This is a genomic window from Chitinolyticbacter albus, assembly GCF_024437655.1.
Taxonomy (GTDB): Bacteria; Pseudomonadota; Gammaproteobacteria; order Burkholderiales; family Chitinibacteraceae; genus Chitinolyticbacter; species Chitinolyticbacter albus.
The window spans coordinates 16703-32045 of the sequence record NZ_JANBVF010000045.1 but is presented as its reverse complement, the minus strand read 5'-3'; the positions used below and the strand labels follow the sequence as shown (position 1 = coordinate 32045).

18 protein-coding genes are annotated in these 15343 nt (G+C 55.2%); 4 read left to right on the top strand and 14 right to left on the bottom strand.

Translation table 11 applies throughout. From position 1 onward, the window contains the following. The first annotated feature begins 135 nt into the window (after nucleotides 1-135). On the top strand, nucleotides 136-576 hold the full coding sequence (locus tag NLI84_RS17480) for a hypothetical protein (protein WP_255992074.1): 441 nt from the start codon (nucleotides 136-138) through the stop codon (nucleotides 574-576). Between the two features lie 152 nt (nucleotides 577-728). Here the strand turns inward: NLI84_RS17480 and NLI84_RS17475 are convergent, their stop codons facing one another. The 10 genes from NLI84_RS17475 to NLI84_RS17430 form a co-directional block, all read right to left on the bottom strand. After that, nucleotides 729-1100 (bottom strand): hypothetical protein, encoded by a 372-nt coding sequence (locus NLI84_RS17475; protein WP_255992073.1) that lies wholly within the window; start codon nucleotides 1098-1100, stop codon nucleotides 729-731. A 114-nt stretch (nucleotides 1101-1214) separates the two neighbouring features. After that, nucleotides 1215-1751, bottom strand: coding sequence for a hypothetical protein (locus NLI84_RS17470; RefSeq protein ID WP_255992072.1), 537 nt, complete (start codon nucleotides 1749-1751; stop codon nucleotides 1215-1217). A gap of 158 nt (nucleotides 1752-1909) precedes the next feature. Next, nucleotides 1910-3064 (bottom strand): zonular occludens toxin domain-containing protein, encoded by a 1155-nt coding sequence (locus tag NLI84_RS17465; protein WP_255992071.1) that lies wholly within the window; start codon nucleotides 3062-3064, stop codon nucleotides 1910-1912. A gap of 4 nt (nucleotides 3065-3068) precedes the next feature. Then, nucleotides 3069-3392 (bottom strand): hypothetical protein, encoded by a 324-nt coding sequence (locus NLI84_RS17460; RefSeq protein WP_255992070.1) that lies wholly within the window; start codon nucleotides 3390-3392, stop codon nucleotides 3069-3071. Nucleotides 3393-3403: 11 nt separating this feature from the next. Beyond that, complete coding sequence (locus NLI84_RS17455) at nucleotides 3404-4630, bottom strand: hypothetical protein (protein ID WP_255992069.1); 1227 nt, start codon at nucleotides 4628-4630, stop codon at nucleotides 3404-3406. 108 nt (nucleotides 4631-4738) lie between these two features. Then, nucleotides 4739-4942 carry a hypothetical protein gene (locus NLI84_RS17450; protein WP_255992067.1) on the bottom strand — a complete coding sequence of 68 codons (204 nt, stop codon included), beginning with the start codon at nucleotides 4940-4942 and terminating at the stop codon, nucleotides 4739-4741. Next, nucleotides 4939-5229 carry a hypothetical protein gene (locus NLI84_RS17445; protein ID WP_255992066.1) on the bottom strand — a complete coding sequence of 97 codons (291 nt, stop codon included), beginning with the start codon at nucleotides 5227-5229 and terminating at the stop codon, nucleotides 4939-4941. Before NLI84_RS17445 ends, NLI84_RS17450 begins: the two co-directional genes overlap by 4 nt. Before the next feature lie 11 nt (nucleotides 5230-5240). Then, entirely contained in the window at nucleotides 5241-5444 is a 204-nt protein-coding gene (locus NLI84_RS17440; protein WP_255992065.1) for a hypothetical protein, read from the bottom strand. A 10-nt stretch (nucleotides 5445-5454) separates the two neighbouring features. Further along, nucleotides 5455-5790: a hypothetical protein gene (locus tag NLI84_RS17435; protein WP_255992064.1), complete on the bottom strand. Its 336-nt coding sequence runs from the start codon at nucleotides 5788-5790 to the stop codon at nucleotides 5455-5457. Between the two features lie 10 nt (nucleotides 5791-5800). Beyond that, on the bottom strand, nucleotides 5801-7171 hold the full coding sequence (locus tag NLI84_RS17430) for a replication initiation factor domain-containing protein (RefSeq protein ID WP_255992063.1): 1371 nt from the start codon (nucleotides 7169-7171) through the stop codon (nucleotides 5801-5803). Nucleotides 7172-7414: 243 nt separating this feature from the next. On the opposite strand from NLI84_RS17430, the gene NLI84_RS17425 reads away from it, so the two are divergent. Then, nucleotides 7415-7816 carry a DUF3693 domain-containing protein gene (locus tag NLI84_RS17425; protein WP_255992062.1) on the top strand — a complete coding sequence of 134 codons (402 nt, stop codon included), beginning with the start codon at nucleotides 7415-7417 and terminating at the stop codon, nucleotides 7814-7816. Here the strand turns inward: NLI84_RS17425 and NLI84_RS17420 are convergent. Continuing rightward, nucleotides 7787-8053 carry a hypothetical protein gene (locus tag NLI84_RS17420; protein ID WP_255992061.1) on the bottom strand — a complete coding sequence of 89 codons (267 nt, stop codon included), beginning with the start codon at nucleotides 8051-8053 and terminating at the stop codon, nucleotides 7787-7789. The two genes, NLI84_RS17425 and NLI84_RS17420, sit on opposite strands and share 30 nt — an antisense overlap. A 174-nt stretch (nucleotides 8054-8227) precedes the next feature. Between NLI84_RS17420 and NLI84_RS17415 the strand changes: the two genes are divergently transcribed. After that, complete coding sequence (locus NLI84_RS17415) at nucleotides 8228-11245, top strand: Tn3 family transposase (RefSeq protein ID WP_255992060.1); 3018 nt, start codon at nucleotides 8228-8230, stop codon at nucleotides 11243-11245. Continuing rightward, a complete protein-coding gene (gene tnpC, locus NLI84_RS19070) occupies nucleotides 11242-11604 on the top strand; it encodes a Tn3 family transposase post-transcriptional regulator TnpC (RefSeq protein ID WP_308445834.1) in 363 nt (120 codons plus the stop codon). The genes NLI84_RS17415 and tnpC overlap by 4 nt, the downstream gene beginning before the upstream one ends. Here tnpC and NLI84_RS17405 read toward each other — a convergent pair. From NLI84_RS17405 to NLI84_RS17395, 3 genes are all read right to left on the bottom strand, one after another. Next, a complete protein-coding gene (locus NLI84_RS17405) occupies nucleotides 11592-12521 on the bottom strand; it encodes a site-specific integrase (RefSeq protein WP_255992058.1) in 930 nt (309 codons plus the stop codon). The two genes, tnpC and NLI84_RS17405, sit on opposite strands and share 13 nt — an antisense overlap. A 70-nt stretch (nucleotides 12522-12591) precedes the next feature. Then, nucleotides 12592-13134, bottom strand: coding sequence for a hypothetical protein (locus tag NLI84_RS17400; RefSeq protein ID WP_255992057.1), 543 nt, complete (start codon nucleotides 13132-13134; stop codon nucleotides 12592-12594). Further along, nucleotides 13097-15331, bottom strand: coding sequence for a M23 family metallopeptidase (locus tag NLI84_RS17395; RefSeq protein ID WP_255992056.1), 2235 nt, complete (start codon nucleotides 15329-15331; stop codon nucleotides 13097-13099). The genes NLI84_RS17400 and NLI84_RS17395 overlap by 38 nt, the downstream gene beginning before the upstream one ends. Nucleotides 15332-15343: the final 12 nt, after the last annotated feature.

Sequence of the window (15343 nt, the reverse complement as noted above, 5' to 3'; positions counted from 1 at the left end):
CTAAGAAAGCTGTCATTCCTCAAGGCGCTGTTTCGACCCCCTTTCATCCCGACGAACGGTTTCCTATAACACATGCTTTGTTGCACGGAACCTACACCCGCTTCTTGCGGGTGTTTGCTTTTACAGGGGTGAAAAATGGAACGCAGATTCCCAAGAACGGAGTTTAAGTCTGACCTGGCCGATCTGATGCACGCGCTGTTCTCGCTCAGCGTGTCGGAAATTGCAGAGGTTTGCGGCGTCGGAATTACCACGGCCGAAGCATGGCGTGCCGGTCGTGAGCCGGTGCCATACATGGCCTATCAGTTGCTGTTGTTCCGGGCGCTGGGCCGCGTGCCGTTCGGGCCGTGGGCTGGCTGGCGCTTTATCGAGGACCGCATCTGCGCACCTGGCATGACGCCGGCCGCAGCGCCCAGGCAGATCGAGCTGGAATTCATCGACCATTACCGCATCGATCGACGCCTCACCGAACAGCAAGCCGAGCTACTGGACGGCACGTTGCGTCAGCGTGATTTCTACAAGCAGCAATGCGGGCTTGAAGCGCGCTGGGGGCTGATGCTGACCAACCTATTTACGTGACAAGTCACGCTGCAGCGTAACGCCCGTGTCCTGCCGGGGGATTCGACCCCGGCACCCTCGGACCCCTGCACCGAGGGCAAGGAACAGCACGGGCTGATGACGGAGCTTTGCGGGACTGGGCGTCTTCCGGCTTGCAATAACCGCTATCGGCCTTAGAGCGTGTCACGCTTGAGCGTATCGCGCTCACAAGGGGTCTGCTGATACAGGACACCACCAGAAGACGATTTGCACTTGTAAACGCCATCCTCAGGAGCGGACGGGCGCTTAACTCGCGTACTTTCATCACGGTTTTCGAGTGAAGGCGCTGGCTCTACTTGTTCCACTGGCACCTGATAATCCCCAGCCTGCCCTGCCGGCTCCAGGACAACCTCAAGCTGCCGAAGGGCCGATGGGCGCTGCTGCCACGGCAACGCCAACGTGACGTAGGCCGAGCCGACCATGAACGAGAACGGGCCGAGGAAATGCATCACAGCGCCCGTAATGATGAGCAAAGCAGCAGAGAAGAGAAGGAAGTTGCGAGCCATAGCTATGTGACGTGAGAACCCAAGCAATACCTATAGCATGAGCTGCAGCAACGAAAAAGCCCCAACTTGGGGCTTTGTTTTTCACCGGCGAACATCGTGATGTGGCAGTTGCAATCAGCCCTTACTGGCCATCAGCTCCAAAAGGTTTAACAGACCATCCGAGAGTTCGCGTCGAGAAATCCAAACATCAGGAGCTACCCGCCACATGGTACCAAGATCATAATTAAAACCCGGAACTGCAATGTCATCATCCGTCCTTCTATGGCGCCCCGCAGGCTCAAATTTCGCAAGAGGGACTCGCACCCTCTCAAACTGGTGCTTCAAATCATTTATTGCCTGACTAAAATCTGGAAAAAAATCCGAATCTTCCCGGGCCCTTTGATCAAGCGCTCTAACTAACTCATAACCGCCCAAAACCCAAAAATATGAATAAGCGCTTGTTTCAGAAAACACGCCAACCTCATTATTCAACTTGAGCTGCTGAGTAACAAGCTCATCCTCTGAAATTAATTTCACATCCAGCCGCGCCAAGTCTTGACAGGTTACGACGATGAAGGCTCTCTTTGGAGCATACGCCGCAAGCACATGACTAGCCTTTATCCACCGCTCTAATCTAACCATCTCCCGCTCACCTCCCAAAATGAACCTCATGATTATGCCACTTAACGACAATCGGTTGGCCTCGGGGAGCGTATGGGACACTCGGCCCACGCGATGAAGTCAAGACGCCGCTGCTCTGGCGATCGCTCAATGCTGGCGCAGCCGGTGAGGATCAGGGCGATGATGACGACTCTTTTCATACAACTCCCTTAGCTAGCCTTCATTGAGGACATTTCGCGACGCTGGATGTCGCTGACCCGGCCAAACGGATCAATCGGCCATGCGGTAATTACCGTTTTCTCGCCGGTGAGGTCGTTTATCAGTACGACACCATCAGTGATTGGCTTCACCGTGAACCCGAGATCCAGAAGCTGCGCGAACGTCAACATGTCTTTGACCCGATAGCCATCGTCCAGAAATTCAACGTATCCACCGATTCGCCCATAGGCGTTCACGACATAGCCGCCCAGGCGCGGCCGGCCTTGCTTCAATGCGTTCGTGAAGTAGTCCTGCATAACCGGCACAGATGTAGGGACCGGCGCCGGCACGGGCGTCAAAACAGGAGCCGTCATTGGTTCAGGCGGCCTTGTCATCAAGGTTGTATACCTTGCATCCATCGGCGCCGGCAGTTGCGTCGCGGCATTGGGTGAATTAACCAAAGCATTGGGTTTTGTGAAGAACCCAAAAAGAAAGTTGGCTGCCAAAATGGCCGCAATTGCAGCGGCCGGCAATCCATACTTAAATCCCGGCGTTTTCCACAGAATCGAACGATCGTCATGCTTTGTTTCTTTATTTGTCGTTTCCGGGCGATGCGATTGGTAGACGCCGAAGTATTTTTCATCATACTTCCCAACACCCTTTGAAATCGGTTCAAATTTTTCTGATGCCGTCGCTTTGTGATTTACCCAAGAATATTTTGACGCCCGACCCAAGGCATCCTGCTTTCGGAACACAATTTTCTGATCCACCCGACGCCTAATGATCGGGTCAACGTCGCGTATATCCTGCCCGCAGCACACAATATCGAGACCCAAATGACCATGCTGCGTAAACCATTGCTGCACATCATTCGCCATTCGCTTTGCGGCTCGCGTAGGCCAAAAATCCTGCACCTCATCGATAACCACGAGCGAATCATTGGTGACGAAAGTGTTTATTTCAGTTGTCTTTTCCCATTCAACTTGAAAAAGCAACTCTTGCACCTGATTCTCATCCATTTCAAGTACGGCAGCTATTTTGGCGTGATTCATCCCCTTTATGTTGGAATAGACCTTTCTGCCGGACTTAATTGCCGGCAACACCTGATTAACCATCGCCTCATATGACTTTCCCGAGCGCGGCAAGCCTTCGTGAAAAACAATCATGTCGTCACCACTGGCCAACAGTAAACAGTTTACGAACCAACCTAAACACAACACCGCCACCAATGATTGCCAGCGCTATATGAAACCCCGTTATATAAAACAGATAAGCCAGCCAGTCCGGGAGCAACGCCATCAGCGCTTGCAAGCTATACCCATTAAAATCGATAGGAGGAATCAGCTTCCATAGCTCAACTATCAAATTAAATAATTTGTCAACAAGCCAATAAAAAACGTCTGACAAAATATCAAAAATTGTTGCAAATACTGCCTTGACCAAACTGAGCAGCCATAGCAATGCCTTGCTAATTTTTTCCGACAACCATTCCATAACAACCCCCGCTAATCCAAAATGGCAATCCTAAAAGCAACCCACGTGGCGCAAATTAATAGAACGGTTTTCATGATTGCATATATTGCTTTAGCAGTAGACGTGCAAAAATGGTCAATAAGAATGGCTGGCAAGGAATAAGTGCCGTATATATTCACCGACGGTATTGTCCAAATCGGGCACGAACCCATTACATTAATTTCGAAAAATTTTGATGCAGACTCAAATACTGGTGTATGTCTGATTTTATTGAGATGACCAGAGGCCATATCAGCAACTGATTGTTCATATTTCTTTTTGTAAATATCACTGCCACTGGGCGACCCTGGAACAGAGGAATTACCTCCCTCCCCCTCTTCACCTTCTTCACCCTCCCCGCCCTCACCACCTTCGCCACCATCACCACCCGTACCGCCGCCTGTGCCACCGCCACCACCAGTGCCACCTCCCCCCGTTCCACCATCACCGCCCTCCCCACCCTCGCCACCTTCGCCACCATCACCCGGCGTAGGCGTCGCCGGAGGCGGCGTAGCAGTTGGAGGAGTCGGCGTCGTTCCAGGAGGCGGCGTTACCGGGTCGCTTACCTTCACACAACGTCCCGCACCATCGAATTCGGCGTACACCGTACCGCTAGGACAATCGTTATTCGACGACGGCGGCGGAGGCTGCGAAGTGCAAGACTGGCCCGTAGACGTAAACGTGGCATCGCATACACCCCCAGAACAACCGCCGATGTTCGACAGCTCGACGGTACAACCCGCCAAATTGCACCCATATTTTTGCAATCCCACATATACGGTTGCCCCTTGCCAGTTCGTCCCAGCTGCCGGGCAAATTTGCGGAGTAGGTACGGGCGTATTTGGCGAAACGCATTGCTTAAGCGTGGCGTTATAAATCTTGCCGTCCGGGCATTCATTGCATTGGTAATCTTTATTGGTGGTTTTCACACCATCCGACGGGCATTGAAAATACTCAATAACGTAAAATTTCCCGGACCAATTTTTGCCATTACAATACAGCTCGTTCTGAATGACACTGCCTGATGCGTACCTAGACAGAAAATCAACGCTGTCACACTGCAACCCCTCTAATTGCGCCGTGCACTGCAACGTAGTGCACAGAGTTCCGCCGCCATTGGTACCGTTTTTAACATAACCAAGAATCGTTTTCGGGATTACAGCTTGCGCAAATAGCGGAATAAGTGCGATTACGAGCACTAGCAAATATCGCTTAATCATGACGTAAATCCCTTGATAATCGCAAAGGCTACGAGCGCGCCAAGCAGAAAAGTAAGCGAGAGTATTAGCATAAAAAACGGGGCCGAAGCCCCGCCCATGTTGACTTGATTAACGGAACCAGCTAATCACCTTGTTGTAACCCCACTTGGCGACATTCGGCAGCACCTTGATTGCGGCGATAGCGCTGATTGCAGCCACGATTGTGGTGGCATCTACAGCGCTAGTGATTGCACTGAAATCGAGCGCTGCAGCCCACGAAGGAGCGGACATGGCGCCAAGCAGAGCGGCAACAGCAACGATGCGAGTTTTCATCTTGATTTCCCTATGAAGTTAATTACGAACTGATATGCCCACGCCGTTAGGTACGCTATGACCGGCAACGATAGCCCGGCCATGAACGCACCTTGAATTTGCTCTGGCGACGGCGCGGCAAACACCTGAGCAATTACGTTTAATTGCTGAAACTCAACCGGTGTAACCATGACGTAGCCCGCACACTGCTCAATGGGCAAGTCTTGAACCTGCATTCCCAATGCATTAGCTGATCCATCGGTAAAACCGGCCGGGCGACCACCCGCCACCAACTCTTTGACAAGCACGCAAAGCGGCATTAGTGCCTCACCCGCCGGCCAAATGACCATATAAGGAAATTGGCGCCGAGGTTATATTTTGCCGTTTCAAACGCTTCTTCATACGAATCAAAGGGGCCAGCTTGATCGACATATTTCGTATAACCTACATCGCCCTCACGCGGACGAAGGAATAAGCCGGAATCCTTGTCCTGCACCAAAAAGGCTTGGGTATATTCCGGCATAACCTACCCCTTACAGCTTATTCTTAATTTCGCCCGAACCGGTATCAACCGTTTGGGCGGGTTTAATGGGTTTCCAGCCGCGCAGGATGGTCTTAGAGTCGCCTTTACCCGTTGCCACCAATTCCAGCTCCAATTCAGCCTGATGCGGAAAAGGATGATTCTTCATTGACTCATACAGGGCCACATCGGGAAAACGATATTCAGCGGCTGAAAAACCGCGTTGCGTACCCTTACTTTCGTCCAGAGCAACCTGTACAAAAAGTGTTGTCGAGTTGAGCGAATCACCGTTAATTTCGCCTTTGAAGCCCTTAACGCCCACTACGGTAACTACGGTATGAAATTGCATTTGATCACCCTCAATGGAGCGGCGCAGTTAAGCCACCAGTCCGCATTGCGCCTGAATGTGCGGGGGCTTTTTTCCAATTAAAATCAAGTTCGCCAACGTAGAGCCGTTGCAGCTCGTCACTGCTCAGCCAGCGTTTTTGCTCGTCATGCATAGGCTGCGGCGTGAATTTGTGATCCGGAACCTTGAAGCGGGGCGGGATTTTGTCTTGACGCGACACGAGATCAAGCGTCGTTTGTGCGTCGCCACCACAAAGCTCTTGAATCATCCAGAGGTAGTGGCCGAATTGATTACGGACCACTTCAATCGCTTTGTTGAGGTTGATTACGGCGGTGTTTTTGACCGATTCGAGCCGGTCGGCCTTCTTTTCAGCAATCCAATTCAGAGCGGGATACGAAGCGGCCAGATAGGCCCCGGCATGCATCAGCACATCGAACGGGATCAGATAACCTTCGCTTTTAAGCTCAACCTCAACCCGCACCCATGGGTGCCACTTGTGGCCAAGTTGCATGCCCTTTTCGTAGACGCGGCACATACGGCCGGAATCGCGTTTCCCGATATTCATGGTCCGCCCTGCCCCACTCGGAAAATCCCAATCCCCGCGCCGTTCTCCGGCAGGCCTACGGCCGCCGTTCGTAAACCGACCCGCCACCCATTCGGCGTGAGCCTGATCGACGCTGTAGTACTGGCCATCGATGTCATCAAAGGACAGATCAACCCGGGTAATGCGCGGTCGGATGGCTTCGGCAGTCAGGAACTGGTGCATGCGTGCTTCCCAGCCTGCAGCGGCTGCAGCAAGGCCCGAGCCGAAGACGGCGACCATGATCGTGTCCTGCTGGCCGCCGACGCTGACGGTGCCCCAGTTGTCGCCCAGGGCGTACGTGGCCTTGTAGTAGTTGTGGCCGTTGGGCTTTTGGCTGGTGACGCCATAGCCAAGGATGGTTTCCAGGCGCAAGCTCAGCGCAAGTACCAGATCCTCATCGCTTGCGAAGGGCAGCGGGCTGTAACGCAGCGCCGTGTCCTTGTGCATCGTGATGTGCAGCCAGTCGATGAAAGCCGCATCGTCGCCATAGCCGAAGCGCCGGGGCACGAGGAGAACATCGCCGGAATCGGACAAAACCAGCTCGACATGCTCCAGTTCTTGCGCCACGACCGCGGCGACGCCATCGCCGGCTAGGGCCTTTTCCCCCCTGTTAGTGTGGGGGGGAAGGCCTGCGGCCATGTCGGCCGCGTCTCGCTCCCGCTCGACTGCAGCCGCCCTAACCGCAGTGACATCCGCCACGAAAGCGGGAGTGAGCGCAGAGCCGTGAATGGGCGCGTATTCGGGGCGCGGCGGCATGAAGCACTGCAACGGCGCCCTGGGGAAGTTGGCGGCGTCCAGCACGGTCGGCGTGAGCAGCAGCGGCTCTGGAGGGCGTTGACGCTTAGGCACCGTTAAATACCCCACGCGCAGAAGATGGCCATGGCGGTGACGGACAGGCCACACAGGAGCGCTAAGGCGTCGTCACTGGGGCGTGGCTGGTCGAGAACGATCAGGAACTGTTCGCGCTGGGGCATAGCGTGCTACCGTATCAACGATGCTTTACACGCTACGTATTAACGACCGTTGATGTCAAGGGGTATTGATATGAACACGCTGGACGAAATACTTGATGCAGCAAAAGCTGCGATAGGAAAAGAAAGCGACAGGCAACTCGCCCTTCACATGGGAGTGACCCCTGCCGCCATCAGCCTATGGCGCACGAAGAAAGGAGCCCCCGATGCGTACGGGCTAATGGAGCTTCAAAAAATCCTGAAGGTGGACGCCCGCGAATTGCTCGCGACCATCGAAGCAGAACGCGCAAAAACCGAGGAACGACGCGGTTACTGGGAGGAAATCAAAAAAGGTTTCTCTACGAAAGGCGTTTCTTCCGCCGTGGCTTTGGCGACGGCGGTAGCCCTGTTCGGAACGCCCTCTTCGTCCGATGCCGCAGGGCAAAATCGGGCGGCCCTTACATTATCAAATAAGGACGCTCTGTATATTATGTAAAGTGATCAGGATGGCTAGAACGGCTATAAACGCCGTCGCAGCCTCACTTACGCTTTGTAAGCTCGGGTTGGCCGCCCCGAGCAACACCCCCGCCAGCGCCAGGCACACGGCCAACTTCCCAAATCGCTGGTTCCAAAAACCCTGCCAGAACTCCCGCTTCTTCTCGTTCTTCTCCTTGGCCAGCTCTCGCGCCGCGATGATCTCCAGCGGATCGATGTCCAGAATTCCTGCGATCACGCATGCGGCGTAGGGGTCATGCCGGGATGAAGGGAAAATCTATACACATCGCCTAGATGTGCATGATTCATAAGAGGATTTTTCTCACTCGTCCACGCGAAAATCAGCGGAACGAACTGGCGTTGTCATCATCATGTACTAGGCTGTTCAAGTCATAAAACTTGCCCCGCTCGCATGGCCTCCATTCAACGTTCCGCATACCCCCAGTTCGCGCGTAGCTACACCAGTGCCGAGCTACGGCGCACTTTCACTCTCTCTGAAGACGAACTGCTTTGGCTTCGCGCTCAGGGGCGTTCGCCCGCTACCCGGTTGGGCTTGGCTGTGCTGCTGAAATGCTTCCAGCAGCTTTGGTACTTCCCGCGGCCGGAAGCGGTCCCACCGGATGTCGTGAACTACGTCCGCGACAGCTTGGGCATCGGTGACCAGTTCCGCTTTGAATACGCCGTGCAGTTGACGCTGCAACGGCACATGGCGGCGATCTTGGCATTCTTGGAGGTGACACCGTTTTACGGCAACCACGCCATGGCATTGGCGGAGCTGCTTGCAACCGAAGCGGCGCAACTGCTGGATCAGCGACTGGACATCATTAACGCCGTGATCGAGGGGCTTATTCAGCACAAATATGAGCTGCCGGCGTTCTCTACGCTCGATGACCTCGCCGAGCGCGTGCATGCGAAAACCCAGAGCCAACTGTTCGATATGGTGCTGGCCCGTCTGTCGGCTTCGCACCTGGCTGCGCTGGGGCAACTTTTCCTCGGCGAAAACTTCGAGGCTCGCCAAAGCGAGTACAACACCCTGAAGAGCGCCGCGCGACGCCCTACCCGCAAGCACTTGGAAATGTTGGTCGAGCACTTGACCTGGCTCGAGTCGTTAGGTGATGTGGAAGACGCCTTCCATGAGGTGCCACAGACCAAAGTACGCCATCTCGCCGAACAGGCGATGGCCTACGACATCTCCGAACTCAAGGAATGCACGCCACCGAAACGCTTTACGCTGTTGCTGGCGTTGATTCACCGGATGCAGGTTCGCGCTCGCGACCAGCTGACCGAAATGTTCCTGCGGCGGGTGGCCACAATTCACAAACGGGCCAAAGAGGATCTTGACCAAGCGCATTTGCGCCAGCGCGGTCAGGTCGAACGCGTGGCTGCAACGCTGGCCGGCGTGATCACCATCATCAAGCACGAAAACGACGACACTCAGGCCGGCAAAGCGATCCGGGAATACGTCTCTGGCAGCACGGCCGATCAGATGCTGCTGACCTGCGAACAGATTCAGGCCAGCAGCAGCACTAACTATCTCCCGCGCATTTGGGCATTCTTCAAAAGCCATCGCGCGGTGCTATTCCGGCTGGTCCACCTGCTACGAATCGAGGCGACCAGCCAAGACACCGCCTTGCTGGACGCCTTGCAGGTCATCAAGGCGTATCAAGACAAGCACCGGATCGAATTCATCGACGAAGACCTCGATTTATCGTTCGCGTCGGAACGCTGGCGCAAGTTGTTGTTGCAATCGACCGGCGGCCAACTCGGCATCGATCGCCGGCACCTCGAAATCTGCGTGTTTTCCTACCTCGCCGATGAACTCCGCTCGGGCGACTTGTGCGTGGCGGGCTCGGAGGACTTTGCGGATTATCGTAAGCAGCTGCTGCCGTGGGACGAATGCCAGACGTTACTGCCGGCCTACTGCGAAAAGGTCGGCCTGCCCGATACCGCGGCCGAATTCGTCGCCAGCTTGCGAGAATGGCTGACCGAGAAAGCCCAAGATCTGGACAACAAGTTTCCGGACTGCCGCGGCGACGTTACGTGGGGCAGTAACGGCGAGCCCGTGTTGCGCAAGACCGTTGCCAAGGAGATCCCCGATTCCGCCATCTCGTTGCAGAACCTGCTGACGCAGCGCCTGCCGCAGCGGCATATCCTCGACGTTTTGGCCAACATTGAGCACTGGTTGTCGTTCACGCGCTTTTTCGGTCCGCTTTCCGGGAACGAGAGCAAGTTGCGCGAACCCGCCGAACGTTACCTGATGACGGTATTTTCCATGGGATGCAATCTGGGGCCGACACAAGCGGCACGGCATCTATCCAAATCCGGTGTCAGCCCCCACGCCTTGTCGTTCGTGAATCGCCGTCATTTTTCGCTGGAGAACCTCACGGCCGCGCAGCGGGTGCTGAACGAGGTCTATCTGCAACTGGACTTGCCCAAAATGTGGGGCGACGGCAAAACGGTCGCCGCGGATGGCTCCCAGTACGACTTCTATGATGAAAACCTGCTGGCCGGTTACCACTTCCGCTATCGCAAAATGGGAGCCGTGGCCTACCGGCACGTGGCCAACAATTACATTGCCGTGTTCCGGCACTTCATCCCGCCCGGTGTATGGGAAGCCATCTACGTGATCGAGGGCTTGCTCAAGGCCGGATTGAGCGTCGCGGCCGATACGGTACATGCCGACACGCAAGGCCAGTCGGCCACCGTGTTTGCGTTCACCCATCTGCTCGGCATCAAGCTGATGCCACGCATCCGGAACTGGAAAAACCTGACCCTGTATCGCCCCGACAAGAGCGTCAAATACCAACACATCAACCGGCTGTTCGAAGACACCGTCGACTGGCCGATGCTCGAGAGGCATTGGCAGGATCTGATGCAAGTCACGCTGTCGATCCATGCTGGCAAGATTTCGTCGCCGGTGTTGCTGCGCAAACTGGGTTCCTACAGCCGCAAGAACAAGCTGTACGCCGCAGCGCAGCTCCTGGGGAACGTGGTGCGGACTGGCTTCCTGCTCGAATGGATCGGCAGCAGGGAGTTGCGCCAAGAAGTGACCGCCAACACCAACAAGATCGAGTCGTACAACGGTTTCGCCAAATGGCTATCGTTCGGCGGCGACGTCATCCCCGTCAACGAACCCAACGAGCAGCAGAAGCGGCTACGTTACAACGATTTGGTCGCCTCGGCGCTCATTCTGCAGAACACGGTCGACATGATTCTGGTGCTCCGACAGCTGGAAGCAGAAGGCATCTCTATCAGTGAAGACGATCTCGGTTTTCTGAGCCCGTACATGTCGAGCCATATCAAGCGCTTTGGCGAATACAACGTACGCTTGAAACGCACACCCGAGCCGTGGATTCGCAATGGCGCGTTCCAGGGGGCGCTGATTGCGGCGCAAGCCGCTCGACGCAACGAACTAGAGCACGCCGGATGATGGACCTACCCAAGCCCACGTTTGCGGTCACGCCGTATGGCGATGTCGATGCCGCGCAATTGGCTACCCTAAGACAAGGCTATGAAACGGCGGCGTTACTCAAACTCGTTGAGCAACTGGATCGCCTACGGCCACGGCTAGCGGCCGGTGCCGGCATCCGGGATGACTTACTTCGGCTCCACCGTATGGCCCACTGCATCATCAACGGCGGGCCTTTAAGCGAGCCCATCGGCGACACCGACCTCTGGGAGTGCGCCGTGGCGCTGGCCGACGAGTTCAAACACCTCGCCAGCACGTTTGACGCGATCGCCCAGCAGCTGCAGCCGTTGTCGCAGCTTCGGCCCAGCTACGAATCCTGAAATGGCCCGAATGCAAATGGATCTGCGCCATCGAGGTAGCGCATCACTGACTTCACATCGCGCCAGCCGACATATTCCATCAAAGTTTTGAGATCCCAACCATTGGCATTGGCCCAACCAGCAAATCCGCGCCGCAGCGAGTGGCTGCTGAATTCATCTGGCGCCGGCAGGCCAGCGTTGGTGAACAGCCGGCGCAGGAGCGGAATCAAGCTGTTCGAGTGCAAACCAGAGTCGCTGATCCCACCCCAGCGATCGATGCCACGAAACACCGGCCCATCAGACAAGCCGGATACCGCAATCCAGTCGCCGTAGGCCGTAACCGGACACAACTGCGCCAGCGCCGGCACGCGGAAGGTACGCCCCTGCAGCTGCCGATCTCCTTTGCTTTGCGGCAGAAAACACTGCATCCCATGGCCCGGTACCAGTTCGATGAATTCCACCTGCAGCCGCTTCAGTTCATCCCCGCGAAAACCGCGCCAAAAGCCGATCAGCAACAAGGCTTTGTCGCGCGTATGGCGCAGCTCGGCCGCACGATCGCCACGCTCTCGACCTAGTCGGATCGCTTCACCCAGCCAGTTGGTCACTTGTTCAAGCTGGCCAATCTGCAACGGTACGGCCTGTTTCTCTACCGCAGGATGCAGCGCTTGAATGCCTTTGAGTACCTTGCGCACCACGGCGGTTTTGGTCGGATCAGCAAATCCCTGTTGCTGGTGCCATTGCGCCAGCGCTGCCAGACGTTGCTTCAGTGTGTTGATTGCCAGCGTGGCGGCGTGGTCCACCAAGTAGCGCGCAACGCTGTCGGCTGTCGCCGGCAGGAAGCCGCCCCACTCAACCTCAAAGTGGCGGATGGCAGATTCGTAGCTGCGTCGGGTGTTATCTCGGGTTGCAGCAGCGAGGTAAGTTTCCAGTTCGCTCATGAGTATCCCCGTATTCTAACGGTTAATTGGGGAATATCACCAAGAGGCGGGGGCCTAAGGCAGCCGGAATTTAATTTCGCGAATCACCAAAGGCCTTGTCGCACGAGATTTTGCTTTTCTTGTTGTTTGGGAATATCAATAAACAACTTTTCGGGGCATAGACGCCAGTATTTTTTAATCTATATGCTACCCTGGTAGCTGGAAAGCCCGGAGGCGGAGTGTCAATAGTTACAACTTCAGTTGGCAAGCTTCCGTCCCTGTTGAGCGAAAACTTAAAGTTGCTCACATATGGCGCAGTCAAAACTACGCAGTGCTTGGCATTGTCTTTTTGCTGCAAAAGAACGTAAGTTGGATTAAGGCCCGGCGTTTTATCTACTGCCAATGTAATAACATTCCCGGCATTGCTGGAGAGAGGTCTGGCCTCGATATTGTCATCAAGTTCATAACCTTGGCCAAACACAGTAAGCAGGTAGTCGTCAACAGATGAAAAGCACTCACCCGTCCTGCCTCCCTCAAACGCTGAAGCGATAGCAAGATTGTTCCAAAAAATAAAAAAGAAAGCGCAAGCAAATTTTCTAGGCAGGCCTTTGGGCGACATAATTAACTGTTCCATTTAAAGTGTATACCACCTCTGTCGGCGGAAACGTCCGGCACAAAGGCGGATCGGCTGGCGGCTCAAGCGGGGGGTAACGATAAGTCTCGCTGCCAGTCAATGGAGGGGCGTCAAAAAGCATATTGGCAAGATATTTCGCGAATTGCTGACGATCCGCATATCCATTACCGCCACCATTGATTAGCCAACATATAAAAGCCAGGGATGTTTGGTTGAAAGCCAAATCACATGCACGGTTTATGTTGGTTCGGCGCCGGAACGATTTGGAAACCCAATAAAAGCCGCTCGATTCCGCAGCATGTGCGGTGTTTTCACCCACAATAGCGGGGTCGTAGCGAGGAGACCAATTCATGGTTGTCCCACCACTGTCCTTCGCATGTGTGGATGTCAAGGTGATTCGCGTATCAGAATACACCGGGGCCCGTTGATTTGGAATGCCCTTGTATTTTCCATACTGTTCATAATTCCCAGCCCAAGTAAGCTGATGGTAGCCTCTTCCGTAAAATGCGCCATATACATACCTACGCCCTCGACCGTCTTCAAACAAGGTACGAAGCAATCCTGTTTCAATATAGACTTGCGCTAAGCTATGGGCGATTCGTTGTTTAGAGTGCCCTTTGTATTTTTGAAACAATCTATTTAAAGGAATGTAATGGGTTTGTGCACGTGTTCGTGCCATATCCCATGGTAAATCAGCGGCAGATAGGCTTTGCCTGGGCAGGCATTGGGCAAATTCCTCCAGCCCGAACCACATGCAATAGCGGAAGGCTTCAATAAACCCTCGCGGATGAAACCGCCACGTTGCCGCAAACGCTTGGGGTGCTTCAAAACTCAATGCCTGAGCATGGGCAATGAAGTCGGTGTAACTATCGCCCACCAGCGGTTCCGGGTTTTCCTCGGTAGTCGTTTGCAGCCAATCCCAGCGGGCCTGCAAGTCCGCAGCGTTCCACTCCGACGGCATGGGGCAAATTGCGTGGCGCAGCTTGCTGCGAACCTGAGCATCCTGCATGCGGCTGAGGCGCTCATTGGGAGTCACGTGATGATCGCCATCCACGTCCAGCAAAGTCTTGATTGCATCCGAGTCGCAACGGCTATCGCCTGCGCTGAGGTCATCGTTGAACAGCTGCCACCCGCGCCAATGCGGGAAGTCGGCGTCGCTGAACACCCGTACTTGCTGGCCTTGTGCCTGATTGTTCAGATTGACCCAGCCGGTCTGGGTACCGGTGCCGTTGGCAGTTGGCACGATGATTGCCCGCCAGTGCGGCACATCGGCTGGCGTGAGCGTTTCGTTGGCGGTATTGATCACCCTGCCAAAGCGCAGCAACTCATAAACGGCACTGCGAATGGGTTGATTTGGGGCGGCATATGCCTGGCTGATTGCTTTGGCGCGACTGAAGATGTCGTATTCGGCACCTGCCTCGCTGCGTTGACCGCAGACACTACCGTCTTCGCGGTAAGTGGTTACTGTTAGGTCACCTCGTTCGTTGATGGGACCATCGCCCATGGCATACCGCAGGCCTACATAGCAATCAATAGTGGTGGACATTGATGCTGCGAGTGGCTGCGCAGGGGGGCGGGGTGCGTTGGCTCTGGGCTCCGGGCCCTGGCTCTGCGCAGCTGGATTGTTGTCGAGCAGCCTGTGGCCTTCCGGCAGGGTATAAATCGGCGTACCGCTGGGCAGTCGGACATATATTTCGCCGAATACCACATTGCTGCGGCCATCTTGTTCGGTGGCCACTTGCCCCTGATTGCGGCCAATCAATAGCTGCAGGTTTGCATTATCGCAGGCGATCTCGAAGTGGATTCGGTTAGGTTGGCCGTCTATGTAGCCTGCGTGGCCCAGTTCGGCCTTGCGATAAACCCGTTGCCCAAGCCGCAAGGTCCGAGGCACCTCGATCAGGTGTTGGTAAATCGAGTAGAAACGTACCGTCACTGGGGTATCGTTGGCGGCGGCGCCAATCTCGGTGGTGTGCTCAATCACCACGACGCCGTTGTCGGTCCAGCCTCCATAGCTTTGTGCATGCTCCGGATCGCCACTTTGGTTTGCTGAGGCGGGCCGAGCACAGCGTACGATGCCGTCGGCAATGGCTCGTACGGGCAGCGGTTGCCGATCCACAGAGGGCGCTTCGAGATGGATGCCGCCGTGCCAGCAAAGGTTCCGGGCGACGGGGTACATACCGTCGGCGACTTCGCTCATGGCCCGGTCTAG